Raw genomic sequence first — 21,418 nt, 5'->3', positions numbered from 1 at the left:
ATGGAAAAAATATTAGCTGAAAAGAGAATAAATATATCTTTTTATAAAAGAAAAAATGGAGCATTGGTAACAACTCTATATTTACCACCAAAATGGTTAGAAGTTATTGGTATTACAGAGAATGAAAGAGAATGTTTTTTCTACATAGAAGATAAAGCAATAAAAATATCTAAAGAAAAACAGTCAGAAGAAGCTAAAGAGAAGACTATATCTTTTAGTAAAACTTCAACTAAAACATATTTAAATAATAAATGGCTAGAATATTTAGGTGTATCTGAAGATGAGAGAAGCTGTATAATAGAATTAAGAAAGAAAGACATAACATTAGTAAAAGATAATGGAAGAGATATATTAGATATTTAATAAAAGGTGTCCCCGGGGGACACCTTTTTATTATCGATAATAGAATTAAAAAAATTAAAAGCAATGATATTATCATTGCTTTTAATAAATTATTAGATATACTAAAAAGATTAATTATACAGTTTGATTTTAGCATAAAAAAATAAAAAATCATATTCTTGAATCCTTTAAATAATTTTGTGTAAATTGAATAAACAACTTCTTCTTGGAAATAATTTGATATACCAATAAATTATAAGAAGAAGTTGTTTTTTTAGAGTAATATGTCGAAAGATTTTTTAAGAAATTATATAAAGGAACAAAATTTTAATGATAGCAATAATGTTTTAAATTCATTGAAAGATTTATTTAATGATGTTCTTCAAGAAGTGGTTTCAGCGGAGCTTGACGATATGCTTGGTTATGAAAAGAATTTAACTAATCAATTTTATAATAGTAGAAATGGTTATTCTAAAAAGACTATCAAATCAGAATTAGGTACAATAACTTTGAATATTCTAAGATATAGAAATTAGGAGTTTGAGCCTAAAATAATTTCAAAACATCAAAGGAATATTAATAGAATTGAGGATAAAAATTTAAACCTATATGCATCAGGTATAACTACTAGAGACGTAGCAGGGCAAATAAAAGCTCTATACGATATTGAAATAAGTGCTGAAACAGTATCTAATATAACAAACAGAATAATGCCACTTGTAAGTGAATGGTAAAATAGACAATTGGAAAAAACTTACTTATTTGTATTTATGGATGCTATTAATTATAAAGTTAGAAAAGATAAGCATATTGTTGTTAAGGATGCCTATGTAGTTATTAGTGTAAATATGGATGGAATGAAGTCCTGGGTATTTGTATAGGTGTTAATGAAAGCAGTAAGTTGTGGTTATCAGTTCTTAATAATCTTAAATAGGGGCTACTTGTGTTTTGTGTTGACGGACTTAAGGGTTTTAAAGAAGCCATAGGAGCCGTATATCCATTTTCAAAAATTCAAAGGTGTATAATTCATCATAAAAGTTAGGAGGATAATTGGGATAATCTTAGAACTTTATTTGAGTTTTCCCCTAGCATAAGAAAAATGTTATATACAACCAATGTTATAGAAAGCTTAAATAGTCAATTCAGAAAATTTACTAAAACTAAATTAATATTTCCGAATGATGTTAGTTTAATAAAAATGTTGTATTTAGCTACAGAGAAGGTTAATAAAAAATGGACTCGTAATTACCCGAACTAGGATTTGGTAATCAATGAATTAACAATTTTATTCAATGAATATTTAAGTAAAGAATGTTAAAAAAAGAGCCTTGAGAAAGCGTTCTAAAAGCTCTAAAATCCAAATCAAATGTATATTATTGCCTATTATTGGGTAAAATATACATAACAAATATTTTAGTAGATCAACTTAATTTGTCGAAAGACTTTATTTATTTTATTATACCTACCAATTAAGTTCTAAATATATGTACTAATGGTTATACATACTTTATTCATATTTAGTTGATTTTTATTATTATTAATAGTTATATATTAATAATAAAAATGCTTAGTTTATAATAATCGTTACTTTAAATAATTAAATCGATAAAGCTCAAGAGCAGCATTACTATGAAATCTTCTGATTCATTAGCAATACTGCTCTATTATTTTATCTTTTTATTATAAAAAGATTATCCTATCTGCTTGTTTTGCAACATAATTATCATGAGTCACGATAATTATTGTTTTTCCACTTTCATTAAGTTCTTTTAATAAAGATATTATAATATCTCTATTTTCTTCATCTAATGAGCCTGTTGGTTCATCTGCTAAAATAATTTCACTTGGTTTTAACATTAATCTAGCGATAGCTACTCTCTGTTGCTCACCACCACTTAACTCATATATATAGTTTTTTTGACATCCCTCTAATCCAACAAATTTTAAACATCTTATTATTTCTTCTTCAATCTTTTTCGTATTTTTAATTGTGTGCTTAATCGCAAGTCTTAAATTCTCCTCTACAGTTTCTTCATCTACCAAGGCAAAATTTTGAAATAAGTAACTTATCTTTTCCCTTAAAAACTTATTTGCTAATTTGCTATTTATTTTTATATTTTTTACACCGTCAATAATTATTTCTCCTGAATCAAATTTTTCTATCAAGCCTATCATATTTAAAAGGGTACTCTTTCCACAACCACTTCTTCCACTAATAGCAATCATCTCACCTTTTTTTATACTCAAAGAAAAATCCTTAAATATTACCTTATCAAAATACTTTTTATTTAAATTTGAAATTTCTATAATATTCATTAATATTCTCCCTTTATCACTTTAATAAGATTCTTTTTCTCTAATGAATTAATATTAAATATAATAAAAACTAACTCTATTACTACTAATATTAGAGTGAAGTATATTATATTAATATCCTTAGTAATTAAACTTGCTATAGCGAGTGGACATGTCCAAGTTATTAAAACCATTATAAAGTAATTCATGTATCTATAAATCAATCTATATCCATGAAGTTTTTTCACAATTATTTTATTCTTATTTTGATTAAAATATAAAGATGTATTCTGTAAAATAATGATGCTAATTACAGCGAGTAATATTACTATAGCAAATATAATAACTTTCACTTTTGCTTTTATATTAATTATTGTACTTGCTACATTATCATATAGATTATAAGGATCTATTAAATAAACACTCATATCATAATATTTTTCAAGTCCATTAATAACTTCCTCTTCTGAATTAGCTCGAATCTTAAAGGGACTATTATTGTACCCAATTATCTTATAGTAACTTACCAATTTATCATTACTTTCTGTTAAAACACTGACAATTGGATCAGTTACATAATTTCCCTCTTCAGGATTCACATCTAATAGATATGAAAAATATTTTTGATTTGATTTCATCCAAATAATTTTTTGTTTTTGTTCTACCAAATTAAGCTTTCCATCTGCTGTTTTATGTGAACAAGTGGTACTTGAACAAGGTTCTTGCGAATTGTAACCATAATACTCCAAAATTTCTTTTTCAAAATTCCTATATTTTTCAGGAACTAACAAAATTCTATCTTTTTCATCTTCACTTATATTAATTATATTACCATCTACATCGTATACTTTATGTTTTAATAAATAATTAGGATTTACAATTATAGTCTCTCTCATATATTCTTCTGGCAACATCTGCTTTGCTTCTTCCATTGATGTTGGCTCATACCTATTAAAATCTGCTAATATAGCTCCTTGTTTATTAAAGTATAAATATACTGCTCTTTCTTTTTCCATCTCCTCAATTGAAAATGATTGTATACTCTCATCGTTAAATCCTAGTTCTGGTAGAATATAATATTGTTTTGTTTCTTCCCATACTTTATAATTTTTTTCATATCCCTTTCCTATGCTCGATAAATCATCTAATGCATTACTAAAAAAAATCAAAATTATACTAGCTAATATAACTTTCACAATGCTATTTAATATAATTATACTTTTTACAGGTCTTTTATTTTTTATAATGTTAGATAGAGTTATTTTACTTACATAGATATATGGAATTATCACACTTACAATAGTAAAAATTATCATTATACTATATATACATATAAGTTCTAGCATAAATTTCCAAAATAAACTATTAAATGTCTTGAAATTAAAAAAAACTAGCAATACTGTTACTACTAACATCACAATTACTTCTATCCGTAGTACCTCTAATAATCTTTCTTTTAACATTACAAATGTACTATGTCCTAATAACTTTTGTATACCTATTTTCTTATATGATCCAAGTACTTGATAAAAGATCATAAAAATTAACCCAATAAAACAAACTACTAAAATAATTTTTAAAGTTTCAGTGTTATATTGACTTGAATCTCCCATTACCCTTTTTTGTACAATAATTGATTCACTTTTTAAATCTTCTATTAGCTTATCTAAAATTTGCTCATTCTCTATCTGTACTATAAATAAATTTTCAAATGTATTTATATCTAACTTACTTTTTATTGTGCGAATTTCATGGATATTCTTGCCATTAAAATCATTAATAACTCCTATTTGTTGTGTATCTTCTGAATCAATTGTTGATAAATATGAATCTATATTATCTTTTTCATGGAAAAATCTTCCTGATACTATTGGAATATGGTTCTCAGTTTCTTTATTTGAAAAATAACCATAATTTATATACTTTCTCACATCTTCATTTATATCAACTTCTGAAAAGAAAATATTCCCATTATATTCATCCAAACTTTTTATTATACTTTCATAGGCGGTATTATAGTTTTCTCTATCTGGTATAGAAATTGTCACTTCAAAATTTTCCAAATTTCCTTGTAAATTTTTTAGCTTCATAAATTCAGTATGATTTCTTACTGAATATACTCCTTCAAAAGATAAAATAGTAATAATAATAAATAAAATAATTAAAGCTACTTTTTTTTTCAAAATACTCTCCTTTTCATATTAATATAAAAGATATCTTTAAATTATTATTTAAAGATACCTTTTAAACATTAAATTACTATAAATGTGCGTAATATGAATTCCACTCTGTTACCCCTTTATAATACTTAGTTTGTGCATGTGCAGTTAATTTAGCATCTTTGATATCTTTAGCTTCATAAAGAGTAGTACCTACCTTAACACGTGCTGTAGCCCTATGCTTTTGCTCTCCACAATAAAACTTTGAACTTTGTGCCTGTGAAAATAAACCTGGTAATGAAGCTGCCTCAAATTTGTCTGAACTATGAGTATAAGCTAAGGCGGTTGTACCTAAACTACCAACTAGCAAAAGACTTGCGATAAAAGTTTTTATTAATTTATTTCTTTTCATATTCTCACCCCCTACATTACATATTATAACAAAATAACCATTTTATGTAAACGAGAAATTGCATTTTTCTTTTAAATTTGCATGGAAATTTTTTTAGCTAGTAAACTTAAATACTCTCCTCTTTCAATAATTTATTAAGAGTTTTTTCTACTCTTCACTTAATAACTTTTTGTCTAGGCTCTTCACTCTGGTATCTCAAACTCCGATAACACTTTTAAAAAAAATCTAGTTAATATTTTTAAAGTGCTGGAACAATATCTAATATAACAAACAGAACAATGCCACTTGTAAGTTAATGGCAAAATAGACCATTAGAAAAAACTTACTTATTTGTATTTATGAATGCTATTCATTATAAAGTTAGAGAAGATAATCATATTGTTGTTAAGGGTGGCTATGTATTTATTGGTGTAAATATGGATGGAATGAAGGAAGTCCTGAGTATTTGTATGAGTACTAATGAAGGCAGTAAGTTCTGGTTATCTCCACATAAAGATAAAAAGGAATTTGCAAAAGACTTGAAAACTATTTACGGTTCAGTAAACGAAACAGAAGGTATGAAAAACTTAATTGAATTACGTGAAAAATGGGGTTCTAAGTATCCAAATGTCGTTAAAAGTTGGAAAGATAATTGGGATAATCTTAGCACTTTCTTTTAGTTTTCCCCTAGCATAAGAAAAATAGTATATACAACCAATGTTATAGAAAGCTTAGATAGTCAATTCAGAAAATTTACTAAAACTAAATTAATATTTCCTAATGATGATAGTTTAATGAAAATGTTGTATTTATCTAGAGAGAAAGTTAATAAAAAATGGACTCGTAATTACCCGAATTGGGATTTAGTAATCAATGAATTAAAAATTTTATTGAATGAATATTTAAGTAAAGAATGTAAAAAAAAAAGAGCCTTGAGAAAGTGTTCTAAAAGCTCTAAAATCCAAACTAAATGTATATTATTGCCTATTGTTGGGCAAAATATACATAACAAATATTTTAGTCGATCAACTTAATTTGTCGAAAGACTTTAAAAAATATTAACTTAAAAATTAAAAAATCTTATATTATTTCTAAGAAGAAATAATAATTTACACAAAGTACTTTACAGGCTCTATTATTGAGTTTTGATATAGATTAAAATATAGAAAATCTTTTTTTATTTTTTCTTTTAGTTAAATCTAATAATGTATTTTTTAAAAGTTCTATTTCTTCATGTAAATTTTTATAGGAAGATTGCTTTTCTTCTAATTGTTTTATTATTTTCAAGTTATTTTCGATAATAGTATTTAAAATACTTATTTGCTTATCTTTAAATTCAATTTGTTTATCTCTATTTTCAATTTGTGATTGTAATATGTTTATAGTATTTTGATATAAGAAATCTTCATCAACAGTAACTGAAACCTCATGTTGTATTTCAGTAGTTTCTTTTTTTATTTCTTTAGGAGTTAATTGTTTTTTCTTTTCTAATTCTTCTTTTAGTAATTCTGAAAGTTCATTATCTATAATAATTTGAGAACCATTTTTTTTAACAAGTGGAGCAAATCTTTTTCTTCTAAGTATATTATAAATTTCACTTCTTGTAACATTTAATTCTTCAGCTAAATCTTGTACTAACATTTTAAAAGCTCCTAATTCATTCTTGATAATAAATTCTATATTACTCATATTCTTTAAAATTATGTAAAATCCTTTTATCTAATTAAAGAAAAAATATCTTCATATTTTATATGAAGATATTTTTTTCTTTAATTTTTATCGTCGATGGCTATTTTATAAAATAAGTAAAGAGATATGATTAAAAATAAACAAGGGAAAATATAAAGTACTGAGTTATAAGCGGAAGAACTTGTAGCACTTAATCCATAAAGATAAATAAACATCCATGAAGAGCAACATAGAGAAATAATACAACATAGTAAAGTCATATAAGACCTCCTTTTTTCATTTTAAAATATTATATAAACATTATATAAGAATTATACATTAAAATTTAAGACAACAAATGGAAAAAATGTGTGAATTAATATGCTAGGTATTTTAATTTAATTGAATGAATAATAAATTTTATAGTGTATAAATTTAATGAAAGAAGGTATATATATGAAAAATAAAAAAATACTAAGAAAATTTTCAATTTTAGCTTTACTTACAGTTTTTACTTCAGTAGGAATACAATCAATTGATGTCAGTGCAAAAACTATAAATAATAATGAATTATATGAAAATTTAAATATGGAGAAAGCTATACCAACATCAGATTTAGAAAATTATTTGCCAAATTTAGATTCAAATTTTAGTGTTACTGAAGGGGAAAATGTTATTTACTTTGCAAATCAAAATGATCTTGACCTATATAATAGTATGAAAGCTGGAAATAATGCTCGTTATGGAGAAGGCATGAAAGTAGAAGTTTTAGATAGTACTTATAAAAGTCATCTTTGGATTGGATATCATAGTGGAACATCTTCATGGGCTAAGGCATCTTCTTACACATTAACAAAGGGAAAAACATATTCTACTTCAGGAAGTTATTCTTACAAGGGTTATACTGTAAATACAGGATTTTCTTATACTAATAGTGTAGCAACAACAATTCCAGCAGATAGTTCAAGGTATAGTAGATTAGGAACTTGGGGTGATTTTACATTTAAATATTGTAAATATATAGAAACATCTTATGGTCAACCGACAGGAAGAGTAACATATGGAGTACAAAAATCAATGTCTAATCATTATGTACAACCAACTTATCAGTAGAAATCAATAAAGTGGCGATTAAAAATCGTCACTTTATTTTATATCAAAAACGGTTGTTTTTGATACGTTTTTTTGAATTATGAAAACAAGCCATTTTTTTTGTATAAAAATGTATCAAAAAAGGTACCATAATCTATTGAGATTATGATACCTTTTTGATACAATATTGTTAAGAAATTTAGAAAGTGGAGATAGAAATAATTATGTTAGTTGGATATGCAAGAGTTAGTACCGAAGGTCAAAGCTTAAATAGACAAATAGATATGTTAGTTGATTATGGTTTAGATAAGAGAAATATATATCAAGAAAAAATAAGTGGTACTAAGCTGAGAAGGGATCAGCTAGATAAGATGATTGAAGAGCTTCAGGAAGGAGATACAGTTATAATTACTGATTTGACCAGAATATCAAGAAGTACAAAGGATTTGTTAAATATTATAGATAGAATAAAGGAAAAAGGAGCTAGTATTAAAAGTCTGAAAGATACATGGTTAGACACATCAGGCGATAATCCATATAATAGCTTTTTATTAACTGTTATGAGTGGATTAAGTCAATTAGAAAGGGACTTAATAAGCCAAAGGACTAAAGAAGGGTTGAGAAGTGCTAAAGCTAGGGGGAGAAATGGAGGAAGACCTTCTAAGAGAAATGATAAAGCTGATACGGTAGGGTTATTATATAGGGAAGGTTATAAAATAGTTGATATAGTAAAACAAACAGAGTTAAGTAGAGCAACTGTATATAGAATTTTAAAAGACTTAAACTTAAAATAATAATATAAATATGATTTAGAATTTGGAGAATGGATTATAAAAAGGTATATTAATTATATATCTGAAAATTTATTATTATATTATAAGGATAATTAATAAATTTAAGGTGTCCTCAGGGGACATCTATTAGTATAGAATAGTAGATGAATTAAAGATTTAGGATTAAAATAATAGTATTGTAAAATATTAATTATAATAAAAAAGAGGGGATTTTATGAGAGTTTTTTCAAATAAATTACTTAGCACAAATCAACTACCTTTGCTTACTTTAGCTAATAACGAAGGATGGTTAGACGGTTTTTCAGATGATAATTTCCTTATTAAATGTTTAAACAATAAATTAGATTATTTTGATGAACATTCAAATTTAATAGGAAATAGTCCATATTTCAATAGTAATATTCAAAGTTGTAATACATTTTTATTTAACTTTTCTAGAATGTTAGGTATTCTAATCTCTAAATTTGGAAAAGATGATGTTAAGAAGTTTTTTAAACATTCTCTAATTGCTGGTGGAAAAAACTATAGTGATGAACAGTTTTTTAGAGCTTATTCTGAAATTGTTGTAATTGAATTTTTATTAAAATATAATCAAGTAGAAAAGTGTATTTATGAGCCTAAACTTGGCGTTAATGGTTCAAATCCTGAAGCAAGATTAATATGTGAAGATGGAGTTATTGTAGATATTGAGGTTAAAACACCAGGTTTTAAGAAAGAAGAAAGTACAAATACAATTATTCCAGCTTTTATTTTAGATGATGATATTGAACATGAATTTAAAGAAATAGCTGAAAAGCATAATTTGAATTATGTTAGACCTAGAGTTTTGAAATTAAAAGATTTTATAAATAGTGCTGGGAAAAAGTTTGAAAAACCTAAAAGTTCAAAACATATAAATTTATTATATATAAATTGGACATATTCTGATATTAAATTTTCAGGATTTAAAGAACCTTATGGATTATTATACAATAATTTAAATGGAATTTTAAAAAATAAAGATTTTGCATTACGTTTAGGAATAGAAGAAGAAGCATTAGAAAAAATAACTGCAATAATTATATATCAAGATTCATTTGATTCTTTAATATTTGGTGATTTTAGAGATGTTTGGAATGGATATAAATTTAGATTATTACCAAATCAGTTAATAGATTCAACTTTGATAGATAAAGAACTTTTGTTTAAAATAACAGGAATGAATCCACCTGTTAAGGGAGATCATTTAGCACCATATTTATTAAGTTATTCTGGTAGTAAAGAAAATTGTTTCTTAATTGCAGATATGATAAATAGTAAAATTCAAGAAAAAATTTCAAAGTTAAATATAGATGGATTTGAAGATAATTTCATTTATTTTAATAAGGATTTTTGGGAAAAAACTTATAATGAACAAATGCTTTATTTTAATCAGTTTAAAGATTGTTTTATTCCACAAGATAAAAATTTAAATAATGTTACTGCATTTATAAGTATATAAATATTTATTATTGATTTAATTTTCCATTATAGTGCTAGTTATTTTTACTATTATAAAGTTTAATAATTTACATTGTTTAAACTAATTGCTAAATAGAATTTTAACTCATGTTTTAAAAGTTAAATATATATTTTAAATTTAAGGTGTCCCACGGGGACATCTTTTTGTTTTTAAAAGGTAAATATGAATAAAATTTAGATAAAAGTGTAAAAGAATTATTTTTATTTTAAATTTGTTAAAATTTTGATATAATTGAATTGTAAAAAAAATTTCAGGGGGGAATATAAATGAAAAAATTATTTCAAAGTTTACTGTAATTTTTATGTTTTCATATTTTCTTATTGTTGGAGCAATAAGTCCAATGAAAGCAAGTGCAAAGGAAATCGACGCTTATAGAAAGGTAATGGAGAATTATCTTAATGCTTTTAAAAACTACGATATTAATACGATTGTAAACGTATCAGAAGATGAAAGAGTGAATAGTGATGAAAAGTATAAAGAGATGTTAGAAGAGTTTAAATATGATCCTAACCAACAACTAAAATCTTTTGAAATACTTAATTCACAAAAGATTGATAATAAAGAAATATTTAATGTAAAAACTGAATTTATGAATGGTGCAATTTATGATATGAAATTTACTGTATCATCTAAAGATGGGGAATTAATAGTATCTGACATGGAAAGAACAAAAATTGAGAATGAGGGAAAATATATTTTAACACCATCATTTAGAACTCAAGTTTGTACATGGGATGATGAATTATCACAATCAATTGGGGGAGTTGATCCAAAAACATATTCTACTAGATTTACATATTATGCAGACAATATATTATTAAACTTTAGACAATATGCAACTTCAGGTTCAAGAGATTTAAAAGTAGAATATAGTGTTGTAGATCATTGGTTATGGGGAGATGATGTTAAAGCTTCTCAAATGGTGTATGGTCAAAACCCTGATTCTGCTAGACAAATAAGATTATATATAGAAAAAGGACAATCTTTCTATAAATATAGAATAAGAATACAAAACTTTACACCTGCATCAATTAGAGTATTTGGTGAAGGATATTGTGCATAGAAAAAAATATGAAGTGACTAAGTCACTTCATATTTTTTTTACTATTAATTTTATTATATAAAAACCTAACATACATGAAAGTATTCTTAATACAGTTATATCAAAATTAAAGTATGGGAAATAAAATAAAAGGCTAAAAACTATATTAAAAACTATAAAAATTATTAAATTAGGTTTTAAGTTGTTATATTTATTTATGATTATAGGAATAAATATTCCAAAGGGAATAAATAAAAGTAATATTAGTAATTGGTCTAAAAAATATACATCATCGATAAAAGAAAAATTACCAGTAAAAATTGAACTTAAAAAATTAAATGTAAATTTAAAGGGGATAAAGCTCCCATGTAAAAGTGGACTAGATATTACGGAAATATTTTTCACACATTTTATTACGAACAATGTATATAAGATTATTAATACTGAAGATATTATCCTATTAGGTAAAAGAGATTTCTTTATAGAACCTTCTTTAATAGATTTAACAAGCTCATCTAATTCCATTGAATCAATAGCTTTCTTTTCTGCTTCTTCTTCTGAAAAACCCTCGTTTAAAAAGTCATTTTTTATTTCTTCAGCATTATCAAGTAATTGTAATTTTAGTTCATTTAATTCTTTTTGTGATATATCTAAGTTTTTTAGTCTACGATCTAAAGTTTTAATTAAACTCATAATATCCTCCTTTAGCAATTCTTAATTAAATTAGTGATTAATGAAAAATCCATTAGCTTTAGGTTAAGTTCAGTTAATCCTTTTTCAGTAATTTTATAATACTTTCTTTTCTTTTTTGATGTTTCAAGTTCAACAAAATAATTTTCAATTAGCTGTCGTTCTTCTAATCTTTTTAAGGCTGGGTATAAAGTTCCTTCACCTATTGTTAATTCATTTTCTGTCAGATTTTTTATGGTTTTTGAAATTTCATATCCATACATAGGCTTATTTTTTAATAAAGATAGCAAAATTATTTCTAATGAACCTTTTAATATCTCTCTATCCAATAAATCAACTCCCTTCAAGTTAATTTAATATTTTATAGTTTAATTTTACACAAATATACATCGCTTTACAAGGTATAATTATATAAAAAAACTAAAATTTCAAAATATTACATGGAAAAATTTATATGACTTTACTATTAGAAAGTTTAGTGACTTACATTGGTTCAACTAATTGCTAAATAGAACAAAAAATAATAAGCCTAAGAGCATTTAATACTAACTGCTCTTAGGCTTTTATTTTAAAATTCTATTTAACAATGGATTTTCACTCAATGTTTTAAAAGATTATGCTTATTACTTGAAATGAATAAGGAGAGAAGAGCTAAGGCTCTTCTTTTTATTTTATTTGTTTTTTTGAAGCTTCAGCCTATCATATCTACGCTAAAATTGTAAAGCCATTTCACAAGTTTTTTTATCGGCCATTCATTATATTCATAGCAGCTAAAAAAAATTGCTCCATTTTCCTTTACAATTCGCTCCGATATGAAGTCTTAGGCTCAACAAAAAAACAACACGAGAGTAATTAACGAAAGTGTTGAACTAAAGGAGGATTTTGAGATGAAAGATTATATTATCTATAAACAATTTGGTAAAGAAGATATAAAGGAGGGAGATTTATTAAGAGTTGATTTAATAGATGGATTTAAAATTAAAGATATCAAAGAATTAAAAGATTTTAACTTAGTTTATGAAACTAAAGGACATGAAGACTTTTGTACAAAGAAAGGAAAAAAGGTAAAACGAAGCGTTAGATATATTAGAGTTTTTAAGAAAAAAAATTAAAATAAAAGGCATTACCCAAAAAGGCAACACCTAACACACAATTAGATTATAGCCTTTTTGGGAATGAATTTCAAGAAGGAGTTAATAAAGATGAAAAAAATTGATGTTGTGAAAGTTTATGTTAAGAAAGAACAAAGCTTACAAATAGAGAAGGATATTATAAAAAAACCAGAGCAAGTTTTTGAAGTAGTTAAGAACTTTTTAGGTGAAGTTGATAGAGAGTATTTAATAGTTATAGTGCTTGATGTAAAAAATAAAATAAACTCAATTTCAGTTGCTTCAGTTGGTACACTTAATTCTTCAATAGTACATCCAAGAGAAGTGTTTAAAACTGCAATATTAGCAAATGGAGCAAGTATTATTTTGGCTCATAATCATCCTTCAGGTGATACATCACCAAGCAAAGATGATATAAACATAACTACAAGAATAAAAGAATGTGGAGTGTTAATGGGAATTGAACTTTTAGATCATGTCATTTTAGGTGATGAAAAATTTATTAGTTTAAAAAATGAAGGAATAATTTAATTTTAATAATAGTGCATTGCTTGTAAGCAATGTGCTATTTAAAAAGGAGTGAAAAATAAATGAATATGATAGATATATTTGAATCAGGACAAAAATTCAAGAAAATATTAGAAGAAAAAAATATAGATAGAGCTATTATTATAACTAAGTTAGAAGGAGAAAAAAATCTATTAGATACATATATAGAAATATGTATAGAGAATAATATTAATCTTAACAGAGAAATAATAGAAGTTCTTATTTATGCAAAAGAGTATAAAACGATTGTAAATATTAAAAAAATTTTTGTCCTAGGATTAAAAGGTAATGAAATGATTATAAATAAAAATGATGATTTATATAGGTGTATTGAAGAAAAAGTTTATTTAGGAAATTAATATAGTTAAGGGTGGTTTTTATAGTGAATAATATAAAATATAATATAGAGTTTGAAGATACTATTGATAATTTGATTTTATTCAAAAAAATAAAATTAGAAGATATAAATAAAGCTTTAAAGCAATTTGGTAGTAATGATTGGGGAGTTTTAGATAAAGAAGAAAAAGAAGAACAAAATTTATTGATTATAGAAGGAAAATATAAAGGTGAAAATCCAAAATTAAAATATTGTTTTAATGGTATATATGAAATGAATAAATACTTAATAAACATTCGTAGTAAATATGAAACTTTAACGAAAACTTTATTAATAAAGGTTAATTTAATTGTTAGGTTAAGTAATTAAATGAAAAAGGAGAGAAGAGCTAAGGCTCTTCTTTTTAAATTTACTTGTTTTTTTGAAGCTCCAGCCTATCATATCTACGCTAAAATTGTAAAGCCATTCCACAAATTTTTTATCGGCTATTCATTATATTCATAGCAGCTAAAAAATTTGCTCCATTTTCCTTTACAATTCGCTCCGATATGAAGTCTTAGGCTCAACAAAAAAACAACACGAGAGTGATTAACGAAAGTGTTGAGTTAAAGGAGGAATTTAAAGTGGAAATAAAGTACATTGAAAAGATTAATTTAACTATATACAAAGTTAAGGATAGTATATATGGTATGAGTAGTTATTTAGATGTAGATTTTGATGAAAATTTAGTAGCGATTAAAGGAACAACATGTAAATATGGTTATTTCAGAAAATTAGATAAAAATGAATTAAAAAATATAACTGAACTTGTTAATGAGAATAATTAAAAAAGGCATTACCTAAGAAGGCAACCTAACACACATTTGCCTTCTTAGAATTAAATATTAAGGAGGAATACATATGATATTATTAAGAGATTATTTAAGTAAAAAAATTAGTGAGCTTGATGAAATGAAAAGTGGAGAAAAATTTTCTTTAAACTCAATTTTATATGCTATCAGTATTATAGAAAGTGATGATAATTTAATATTAATTGATGAAAGTTTAAAAGGGACTTTGGAGATTTTTAAGTATTCAGATGATGAAATTTCAAGTATATCTTTAAATGATTTAATAGTTGAATGTAAAGATTTATTAGAAAATTGGTTGAGAGAAAATAAGAGTATCAATGAAAATTTTAATATAATACCATATGAGATATTAAATTCTTCTATGGATAAGTTGTTAGAATTAGTTGAAGATAGTATTTTTTTTGATGAAGCTTTCAAAAATATGATTGAAAAAGAATAGATTTATTAAAAAAACAAATATAGTTATGATTATTCATAACTATATTTGTTATGTAAGAGAATAGAATTTTTAAATAAATTTCAAAGGTGTCCCCGGGGGACACTTTTAGTTAATATTAATCAAGTGATATAATATAGTTAAGATTATTCATAACTATATGAGGTGTAAGATGAAAATAACATTTGAAGATGTATTAAGTGAGGTAAATATATCAAAGCAAGATATATTAGATTTAAAAATTGAATTACGTAATGCTAAAAAGGGAGAAGAGCTTCCAATTATTCTTAAATTAATAGGGTTAGCAGATGAAGTTGGTCAATATTATTATAAAAAAATATTTTATGAGGATTTTTTTATAAGTATTGAAGATATTGCTAAACATTTAGATGTATCTATTAGATTTGTAATGAGTGATATTATTGATAAATTAGATAGAATAGAATTTCCATCAGAAGAATTTATTGATATAAAAAGTTCAATGAAAAATGTCATATTTTTAAATATAGGAGATAGTAGTAAGAAGGGAAAAAACATATATACATCAACTAAGTATTCAAATGAAATATTAAAAGAAAAAGTTAAAGTGTTGTATAGAAAAAAGGTTTTATATAGTAAAGAAAGTTATATAAAATTTTTAAAAGAACATATGAAGCTTTTAGAAAATAATATTTTAATTAATTTGTCATTAGAAAAAGAATGGATTGAAAATATAAAGGTAAGACTTATAAAAGATAAGAAAGTTACTAATAGAACATTTATTAATTTGCTTTTCAATAATTTTATGAAAAAAAATAAAAGAGAAATAGAGAAATATAAGGCTAATGATATTTTCGATTTCAATGCTTTAATAGAGAATAGATTTGGAGATAGCCAAGAAAAAAGAGAACTTACAGACTTTAAATCAATGAACTCTTTAAAAGTATTTTTTGATAAAGTTTATGAAACAGAAGTAACTAGAGCTATTGAAAAGTCAGATTATAGTTTTGAATTTAATTTAGATTTGGGAAGAAAAAAGAATATAAAAAGATATATATTAAATTCAGAATTTTTACTTGAAAAGGTTAAAGAAAGTTTTAATTTTAATATTGAAGAAAAGTCCGAGAATGAAGATGATTATGAAATGAATATACCAGCTAGTTTTTTATTGAAGAAATATGATAATAATATAAAGCTTTTAATTGGGGATTTTAAAAAATACTCAGAAAGTATAAAAAGATTAGCAATAAAAGATATATAATATTATGAATATTCATAACAAAATAACTTGATACGTATAATGATACGTGTTATAATATATATGTAAGGAGGGTGAGGTAATGAAATCTTATTCTTCAAGAGAAATAGTGAAAATCATTACTAAGGATGGTTGGTATGAAGTTAATTGTGTTGGTGACCATCACCAATATAAACATCCTACTAAGAAGGGGAGATTAACAATTCCACATCCTAAGAAGGATTTACCAATAGGTACTGTAAGAAGTATCTTTAAACAAGCTGGAATTAAGATTTTATAATCTTAATTCTGCCTCCTTACCAAATTTAAAATTAAAAGGAAGTGTTTCTATGAAGAAAAAAGATACTTATATCTTTCCAGCTATAGTTACAACAGAAAGTGATGGTATAACAATAACTTTTCCCGATTTAGAAGGGTGTATAACTTGTGCTTATAGTGATGATGAAATTATGAAAGTATCAAAGGAAGCTTTGGGGCTACACTTATACGGTTTAGAAACAGATGAAGAAATTGAAGGAAAAGAATTAATTCCAGTTCCATCAAAGTTGAATGATCTAAAACTTGAAAAAAATCAAGCAACTACATTAGTTGAAGTTTATATGCCAGTTATTAGACAGGTGTTAGATAATAAAGCTGTTAAAAAGACTGTAACTATACCTAATTGGTTAGATGTTCAAGCTAAAAAATATGAAATAAATTTTTCACAGTTATTGCAAGAATCAATTAGAAATTTACTTCAGTTATAATATGAAAATAAATAGTGTACTTTCTTTTTATATTTATAGAAAGTGTGTAACGAATGGGAAATGATAAAATAATAGATATTAAGGAAATCATATAAAATTGATACATCCTTTTGTATTACTAGCTTAAAACAAACTTTTGTGCAATTTTGTAGTGAAAATGAATGTTGGCCTATAGTAAAAATAAAATGAAATAATTAGATTAACTATATATAATTTTTAAGAATTTATGATTAAAAGAATAATATTTAATTTACACAAAATTAAAATTGAACAAATAGTAAAAAAATATAAAATATGGTAAAATAAATCGAATATTATAAATAGAAGGGGGATTTTTATGAAAAAAAAATTAGTGTTAGCTGCTGTTGCTTTAATAAGTGTATTAAATATATCACAAGTTAATGTAAAAGCGAATAGTGTTATAGATACAACGGATACAACAGAGCATGTTGTTGGTGAGTTATCTATAGAAGATGAATTAGCTAATGAAGAAAAGTATAATTTAGCTAAAGAATATGTTGAAAATAAAAGGCAGTTATACGGATATAACTCATCGAAAGTTTTATATTTTCCATATGAAAGGCAAACTGCTGGAAATTGGTGTGGACCTGCAGCTGCTTATAATGCAATTATAGGGGCTAATCCATCATACAAAGGGAAAATAAGCCAAAATAGTTTGGCGATGACACTAAAAACTGGAGTACCTGGAGATAAGGGTACAGATTTTCCAGGAGAGTGGAAAAGAACAATGAATAACTATTTAGGTGCTAATAATTATGAAATTAGTAAAGGAAGTAGTTATTCTTATTCAGACTGGAGAAATAGAGTGAAAAATTCTGTTATATGGACTGTAGATAAAGGCTATGCTGTAATAGCTGATACAAAACAAAGCCCATATGGGACAAAATTACATCCTAATTATAATTATATAGATGATAGAGGTCCTGGAGGAAAGCCAACATATCATTATATAGCAATTACTGGCTATGATGATACTCCTGGAAATGATAGAATGCTATATAGTGACTCGCATCAAGATTTCAACGGAAGATATTGGACTTATACAACTAATGTTGCAAAAGTTACACATGGACATGGAATAGTATGGTAAATTATTTAATGTAATTTTAAGGTATAAAAGAAGAAATTTTTAAATATTCTTTTTTTATACCTTAATTATATAAATTTTAACAGATGATATAATTTAATACCAAGGAGATTTAAATTATGAAATTAAATCTAAAAAAAAGTCTTTTGCTAGTAATTATAATTTTGGGTGTGTTAGTAACTCAAATAAAATTTAAATATAAAGAATATAATTTGCCTAATAATATTAGAGTATTACATGCAGATGATAATAATTTATATGTACAAAAAAAAGAAGATAATAATATATATATATATGATTTAGATAAAGGCAATCTAAATAAATATAAAAAACCTATTTATGGTGAAAAAATAATAAATATGGTTTTTTCTGATGATTGGATTGTTTGGATTGAAGAAAGTAATTTGGAATATAAAATATTATATGAGAATATTGATACTGGAAATATTAGTGAAATAAATAATATGACTCCAAGTTATATTCCTACAATAAGCATTGATAATGATTATTTAGTATATTCAAGGTTAAATGAAAGTAATTTTGAATTAGTGTTATTAAATTTGATGGATAAAGATTTAGTTATATTAGAAACTTTAAATAGTGAAAGCAATGAAAAAATTTCTATTCCTTCTATTAGTGAAAATTTAATTGTATGGTCTAAAAGCAATGGTAATTATTCAAACTTATCTAGTAATATATATATGTATGATATAAGCAAAGATAGTAAAATTTTATTGTCAGAAAATAATTCAATAATAAAGCCACAAATTAAAAATAATATTATTATAGCAACTAACATAAAAGATAATAGTGATTTTACAGAAAGTTATTTAACAAAATATGATTTGAAAAATTCAAAATGGAATGAATTCATAAGTAATAAAAGTAAAGTTTATAATGATGTGAAGAATTTATCAGTAGATGATCCATTAATAGGGGAAAATTATATTTCTTGGTGGGATAATTATTCTAATAAACTTATTTTATATGATATAAAAAAAGAAAAAACAATAACTTTAAAAAAAGAGAAGCCTAACGAAATTAAGCAAATATACTTTTTAAAAGATAATATTATTGTATATAGGATTGAAAATGATAATGGTAGTGAGCATAAATGTATTAAAATTAAATAAATTTTAAAATAGGAGTATTGTAGTATTATGGTGAAATTTTTTAAAAATAGGTTTGTTTTTATAATATTAGTAATAATTATTTTATTATTTAGTTTTTATAAAATTTTTTATAGAAATTATCCAATATTAAAACCTACAATTACTATAAAATATAATAATGAAAAAATTTTAAGTACACCTGGAGAGCATTCTTGGTTTAATCTTAAAGAAGGTGGAAATAGTTATTTAGTAAGCAAATCATCGTATGAATCAAAAGAGCCTATATATGTAAAAAAATGTGATAAAATATATATAAAATTTTCATCTATTCCTAAAGAGGTGACAGTAAAAGAGATATCAAATTCACCATATATAACTTATGAACATTTTGAAAGTAACTCTAAAAAAGAATATTTTTTCTTTAGTCCAGATCAAATAGGAAAATATATTTTTGAAGTAAGAGGAAGTTGGGATGATACACATACAATTTCAGAAATATTTAGTGTATATGTAAATTAGATATCTCTGAAAAAATTTAATTATCACAATAAGATGGTTTAACTTATTGATCAGATAGGAAGATTTAGGTCAATGGTTTTAATGATTTTCAACATACAATTCTTATATTATGGCTATTGGCTTACTAATGGAAAGGTTTTATATGTGTTTTGTTAAATAAATCAAATAATATTCAAGGTCAATCTTCATGGACAAATAGATGCATTGGTCGATTATGATGTAAATGAAAGATTTATTCTTTCTAATAAATATAGAGGTAAAACCTTAGATAGAGATGGATTAAATGAGCTTTTAATTATAATCAGATCTGAAGCCACTTTAGTAGTAAAAGAAATAGATAGATTAGGTGAAAATCGAAAAGAAACTAAAGAGCTTAAACTATTTTTGTAAAAGAGGTATTGTCATGAAAATGAGAGATTTCTAGAAATAATGGCTAATGCTCCTTTAGATGTTATTTTAGAAGAAGTTCCAAGAATGACATACAAAGAGAGTATAAAGTATTTTTTGGGAGTTACAAATGGAGATTTTTATAATTCAAAAGCAGATAATATTTTTGAATTAACTTATGAAGAAGTGATAAGGTTATCTAAAGACAATAATTTTTATGAAGATACCAAAAACAAACTTAAAAGATTAATTAAAGGAAATATAAAGTATAATGAAATAGTATAATTTAAATGGGGAGCAATATAATTATGTTGTTCCTTTTTATTTTTTATAATTTACGATCATTTACGATATACTCGTAAATGAGCGTAAATTATAAAAAGAATAAACTTAATATTCATGCAATTCTTAGCCTACTATCGTTGGCCAAGAATCCTATTTTCAAAATTAAAAACCAATTATTTATAAGCTTTATATAAATTTAAAAGTCCAGGATAATTTTATTAAACACCAGGTTAACACTCCTGGACTTTTTCTCTTTTATTCAATTACTATTATCTTATACATATTCATACCTGATACTCTTTTTACTGAAGCTTTTATATTAAATTTCTCTTTAGTTATTTTATTTATTCCATTTTTTATTTGACTATCACTTACTATACTATCATCCATCCATTCAAATGTAGCTATCTCTATACCATTTAAATTTTCATCATATATTTTCCCTTCATCTTTTCCAAATTGAATGTATCTGTTTTTTACATTTTCTAATATTTTATTTGAACTTTCATCTTTTATTTTATCTTCAGCTTTTTTATCTTTTGTTGAATCATTTAATTCACTTCCTTTGCTTTCTGTTGAATTTACAGATTTCAATTCACTTTCCAACTTAGAAACACTTGAATTAAGATAGTCTATTTTTTGATTTTTAAGAGAAATGCTTGTTTGTAAAAACACAATTATTAATACTAAAATAATTATCACTATACTTGTTTTTTTATTTCTTTTAATTTTTTCAATTAATTCACTAAACATATTACTTTCCTTTCA

Annotated in this window: 26 protein-coding genes and 2 pseudogenes; 21 read left to right on the top strand and 7 right to left on the bottom strand. The window is 24.5% G+C overall.

Translation table 11 applies throughout. The features are described from left to right. Positions 1-363 carry a hypothetical protein gene (locus I6G60_RS00255; RefSeq protein ID WP_010968240.1) on the top strand — a complete coding sequence of 121 codons (363 nt, stop codon included), beginning with the start codon at positions 1-3 and terminating at the stop codon, positions 361-363. A gap of 263 nt (positions 364-626) precedes the next feature. Further along, positions 627-1,600, top strand: a pseudogene (locus tag I6G60_RS00250) (IS256 family transposase). A gap of 422 nt (positions 1,601-2,022) precedes the next feature. On the opposite strand, the gene I6G60_RS00245 reads toward I6G60_RS00250, so the two are convergent. The 3 genes from I6G60_RS00245 to I6G60_RS00235 form a co-directional block, all read right to left on the bottom strand. Beyond that, entirely contained in the window at positions 2,023-2,658 is a 636-nt protein-coding gene (locus I6G60_RS00245) for an ABC transporter ATP-binding protein (RefSeq protein WP_003450114.1), read from the bottom strand. Further along, entirely contained in the window at positions 2,658-4,820 is a 2,163-nt protein-coding gene (locus I6G60_RS00240) for a bacteriocin-associated integral membrane family protein (protein WP_003449849.1), read from the bottom strand. The genes I6G60_RS00245 and I6G60_RS00240 overlap by 1 nt, the downstream gene beginning before the upstream one ends. Positions 4,821-4,896: 76 nt before the next feature. Continuing rightward, positions 4,897-5,208, bottom strand: a complete 312-nt coding sequence (locus I6G60_RS00235; protein ID WP_003450043.1) for a hypothetical protein — start codon at positions 5,206-5,208, stop codon at positions 4,897-4,899. 242 nt (positions 5,209-5,450) lie between these two features. Between I6G60_RS00235 and I6G60_RS15235 the strand changes: the two are divergent. Continuing rightward, positions 5,451-6,104, top strand: a pseudogene (locus tag I6G60_RS15235) (transposase); the annotation flags it as partial. 238 nt (positions 6,105-6,342) lie between these two features. On the opposite strand, the gene I6G60_RS00220 reads toward I6G60_RS15235, so the two are convergent. Next, positions 6,343-6,828: a hypothetical protein gene (locus I6G60_RS00220; RefSeq protein WP_003449978.1), complete on the bottom strand. Its 486-nt coding sequence runs from the start codon at positions 6,826-6,828 to the stop codon at positions 6,343-6,345. 483 nt (positions 6,829-7,311) lie between these two features. Between I6G60_RS00220 and I6G60_RS00215 the strand changes: the two genes are divergently transcribed. The 4 genes from I6G60_RS00215 (at position 7,312) to cpb2 (ending at position 11,305) form a co-directional block, all read left to right on the top strand. Continuing rightward, positions 7,312-7,968 (top strand): hypothetical protein, encoded by a 657-nt coding sequence (locus tag I6G60_RS00215; RefSeq protein ID WP_223932505.1) that lies wholly within the window; start codon positions 7,312-7,314, stop codon positions 7,966-7,968. A 203-nt stretch (positions 7,969-8,171) separates the two neighbouring features. Then, the gene (locus tag I6G60_RS00210) at positions 8,172-8,741 is read left to right on the top strand and encodes a recombinase family protein (RefSeq protein ID WP_010968248.1); all 570 of its coding nucleotides are present in this window, start codon (positions 8,172-8,174) and stop codon (positions 8,739-8,741) included. Between the two features lie 214 nt (positions 8,742-8,955). Continuing rightward, the gene (locus I6G60_RS00205; RefSeq protein ID WP_010968249.1) at positions 8,956-10,221 is read left to right on the top strand and encodes a hypothetical protein; all 1,266 of its coding nucleotides are present in this window, start codon (positions 8,956-8,958) and stop codon (positions 10,219-10,221) included. A gap of 322 nt (positions 10,222-10,543) precedes the next feature. Next, positions 10,544-11,305 carry a beta-2 toxin CPB2 gene (gene cpb2 / locus I6G60_RS00200; protein WP_110027402.1) on the top strand — a complete coding sequence of 254 codons (762 nt, stop codon included), beginning with the start codon at positions 10,544-10,546 and terminating at the stop codon, positions 11,303-11,305. Positions 11,306-11,332: 27 nt separating this feature from the next. Here the strand turns inward: cpb2 and I6G60_RS00195 are convergent, their stop codons facing one another. Beyond that, on the bottom strand, positions 11,333-11,977 hold the full coding sequence (locus I6G60_RS00195; RefSeq protein ID WP_010968251.1) for a hypothetical protein: 645 nt from the start codon (positions 11,975-11,977) through the stop codon (positions 11,333-11,335). An 11-nt stretch (positions 11,978-11,988) separates the two neighbouring features. Continuing rightward, positions 11,989-12,303 (bottom strand): PadR family transcriptional regulator, encoded by a 315-nt coding sequence (locus I6G60_RS00190; protein ID WP_003453281.1) that lies wholly within the window; start codon positions 12,301-12,303, stop codon positions 11,989-11,991. Positions 12,304-12,861: 558 nt separating this feature from the next. Here I6G60_RS00190 and I6G60_RS00185 point away from each other — a divergent pair. From I6G60_RS00185 to I6G60_RS00120, 14 genes are all read left to right on the top strand, one after another. Beyond that, positions 12,862-13,086, top strand: a complete 225-nt coding sequence (locus I6G60_RS00185) for a hypothetical protein (RefSeq protein ID WP_010968252.1) — start codon at positions 12,862-12,864, stop codon at positions 13,084-13,086. A 90-nt stretch (positions 13,087-13,176) separates the two neighbouring features. Then, complete coding sequence (locus I6G60_RS00180) at positions 13,177-13,614, top strand: JAB domain-containing protein (RefSeq protein ID WP_010968253.1); 438 nt, start codon at positions 13,177-13,179, stop codon at positions 13,612-13,614. Positions 13,615-13,673: 59 nt separating this feature from the next. Further along, the gene (locus I6G60_RS00175; protein WP_010968254.1) at positions 13,674-13,991 is read left to right on the top strand and encodes a hypothetical protein; all 318 of its coding nucleotides are present in this window, start codon (positions 13,674-13,676) and stop codon (positions 13,989-13,991) included. Between the two features lie 23 nt (positions 13,992-14,014). Next, entirely contained in the window at positions 14,015-14,338 is a 324-nt protein-coding gene (locus tag I6G60_RS00170; RefSeq protein WP_110027420.1) for a hypothetical protein, read from the top strand. A 254-nt stretch (positions 14,339-14,592) separates the two neighbouring features. Then, a complete protein-coding gene (locus I6G60_RS00165; RefSeq protein WP_010968256.1) occupies positions 14,593-14,796 on the top strand; it encodes a hypothetical protein in 204 nt (67 codons plus the stop codon). 73 nt (positions 14,797-14,869) lie between these two features. Further along, positions 14,870-15,259, top strand: coding sequence for a hypothetical protein (locus tag I6G60_RS00160; protein WP_010968257.1), 390 nt, complete (start codon positions 14,870-14,872; stop codon positions 15,257-15,259). Between the two features lie 169 nt (positions 15,260-15,428). Continuing rightward, positions 15,429-16,496 carry a hypothetical protein gene (locus I6G60_RS00155; protein ID WP_010968258.1) on the top strand — a complete coding sequence of 356 codons (1,068 nt, stop codon included), beginning with the start codon at positions 15,429-15,431 and terminating at the stop codon, positions 16,494-16,496. Positions 16,497-16,575: 79 nt separating this feature from the next. Further along, positions 16,576-16,773 carry a type II toxin-antitoxin system HicA family toxin gene (locus I6G60_RS00150; RefSeq protein WP_003453338.1) on the top strand — a complete coding sequence of 66 codons (198 nt, stop codon included), beginning with the start codon at positions 16,576-16,578 and terminating at the stop codon, positions 16,771-16,773. Positions 16,774-16,822: 49 nt separating this feature from the next. Further along, positions 16,823-17,239, top strand: coding sequence for a type II toxin-antitoxin system HicB family antitoxin (locus tag I6G60_RS00145; RefSeq protein WP_003453273.1), 417 nt, complete (start codon positions 16,823-16,825; stop codon positions 17,237-17,239). Positions 17,240-17,576: 337 nt separating this feature from the next. Then, positions 17,577-18,350, top strand: coding sequence for a C39 family peptidase (locus I6G60_RS00140; RefSeq protein ID WP_110027417.1), 774 nt, complete (start codon positions 17,577-17,579; stop codon positions 18,348-18,350). A 116-nt stretch (positions 18,351-18,466) separates the two neighbouring features. Then, positions 18,467-19,480, top strand: coding sequence for a TolB family protein (locus I6G60_RS00135; RefSeq protein ID WP_010968260.1), 1,014 nt, complete (start codon positions 18,467-18,469; stop codon positions 19,478-19,480). Between the two features lie 27 nt (positions 19,481-19,507). Further along, entirely contained in the window at positions 19,508-19,978 is a 471-nt protein-coding gene (locus tag I6G60_RS00130; protein WP_010968261.1) for a hypothetical protein, read from the top strand. Positions 19,979-20,182: 204 nt separating this feature from the next. Next, positions 20,183-20,368 carry a recombinase family protein gene (locus I6G60_RS00125; RefSeq protein ID WP_010968262.1) on the top strand — a complete coding sequence of 62 codons (186 nt, stop codon included), beginning with the start codon at positions 20,183-20,185 and terminating at the stop codon, positions 20,366-20,368. 39 nt (positions 20,369-20,407) lie between these two features. Then, positions 20,408-20,650, top strand: a complete 243-nt coding sequence (locus tag I6G60_RS00120; protein WP_010968263.1) for a hypothetical protein — start codon at positions 20,408-20,410, stop codon at positions 20,648-20,650. 255 nt (positions 20,651-20,905) lie between these two features. Here the strand turns inward: I6G60_RS00120 and I6G60_RS00115 are convergent, their stop codons facing one another. After that, a complete protein-coding gene (locus I6G60_RS00115) occupies positions 20,906-21,403 on the bottom strand; it encodes a hypothetical protein (RefSeq protein WP_010968264.1) in 498 nt (165 codons plus the stop codon). Positions 21,404-21,418: the final 15 nt, after the last annotated feature.

Origin of the sequence: Clostridium perfringens, from assembly GCF_016027375.1 — a bacterium.
GTDB classification, from domain to species: domain Bacteria; phylum Bacillota; class Clostridia; order Clostridiales; family Clostridiaceae; genus Sarcina; species Sarcina perfringens.
This window is presented reverse-complemented; position numbering and strand designations above follow the sequence as displayed.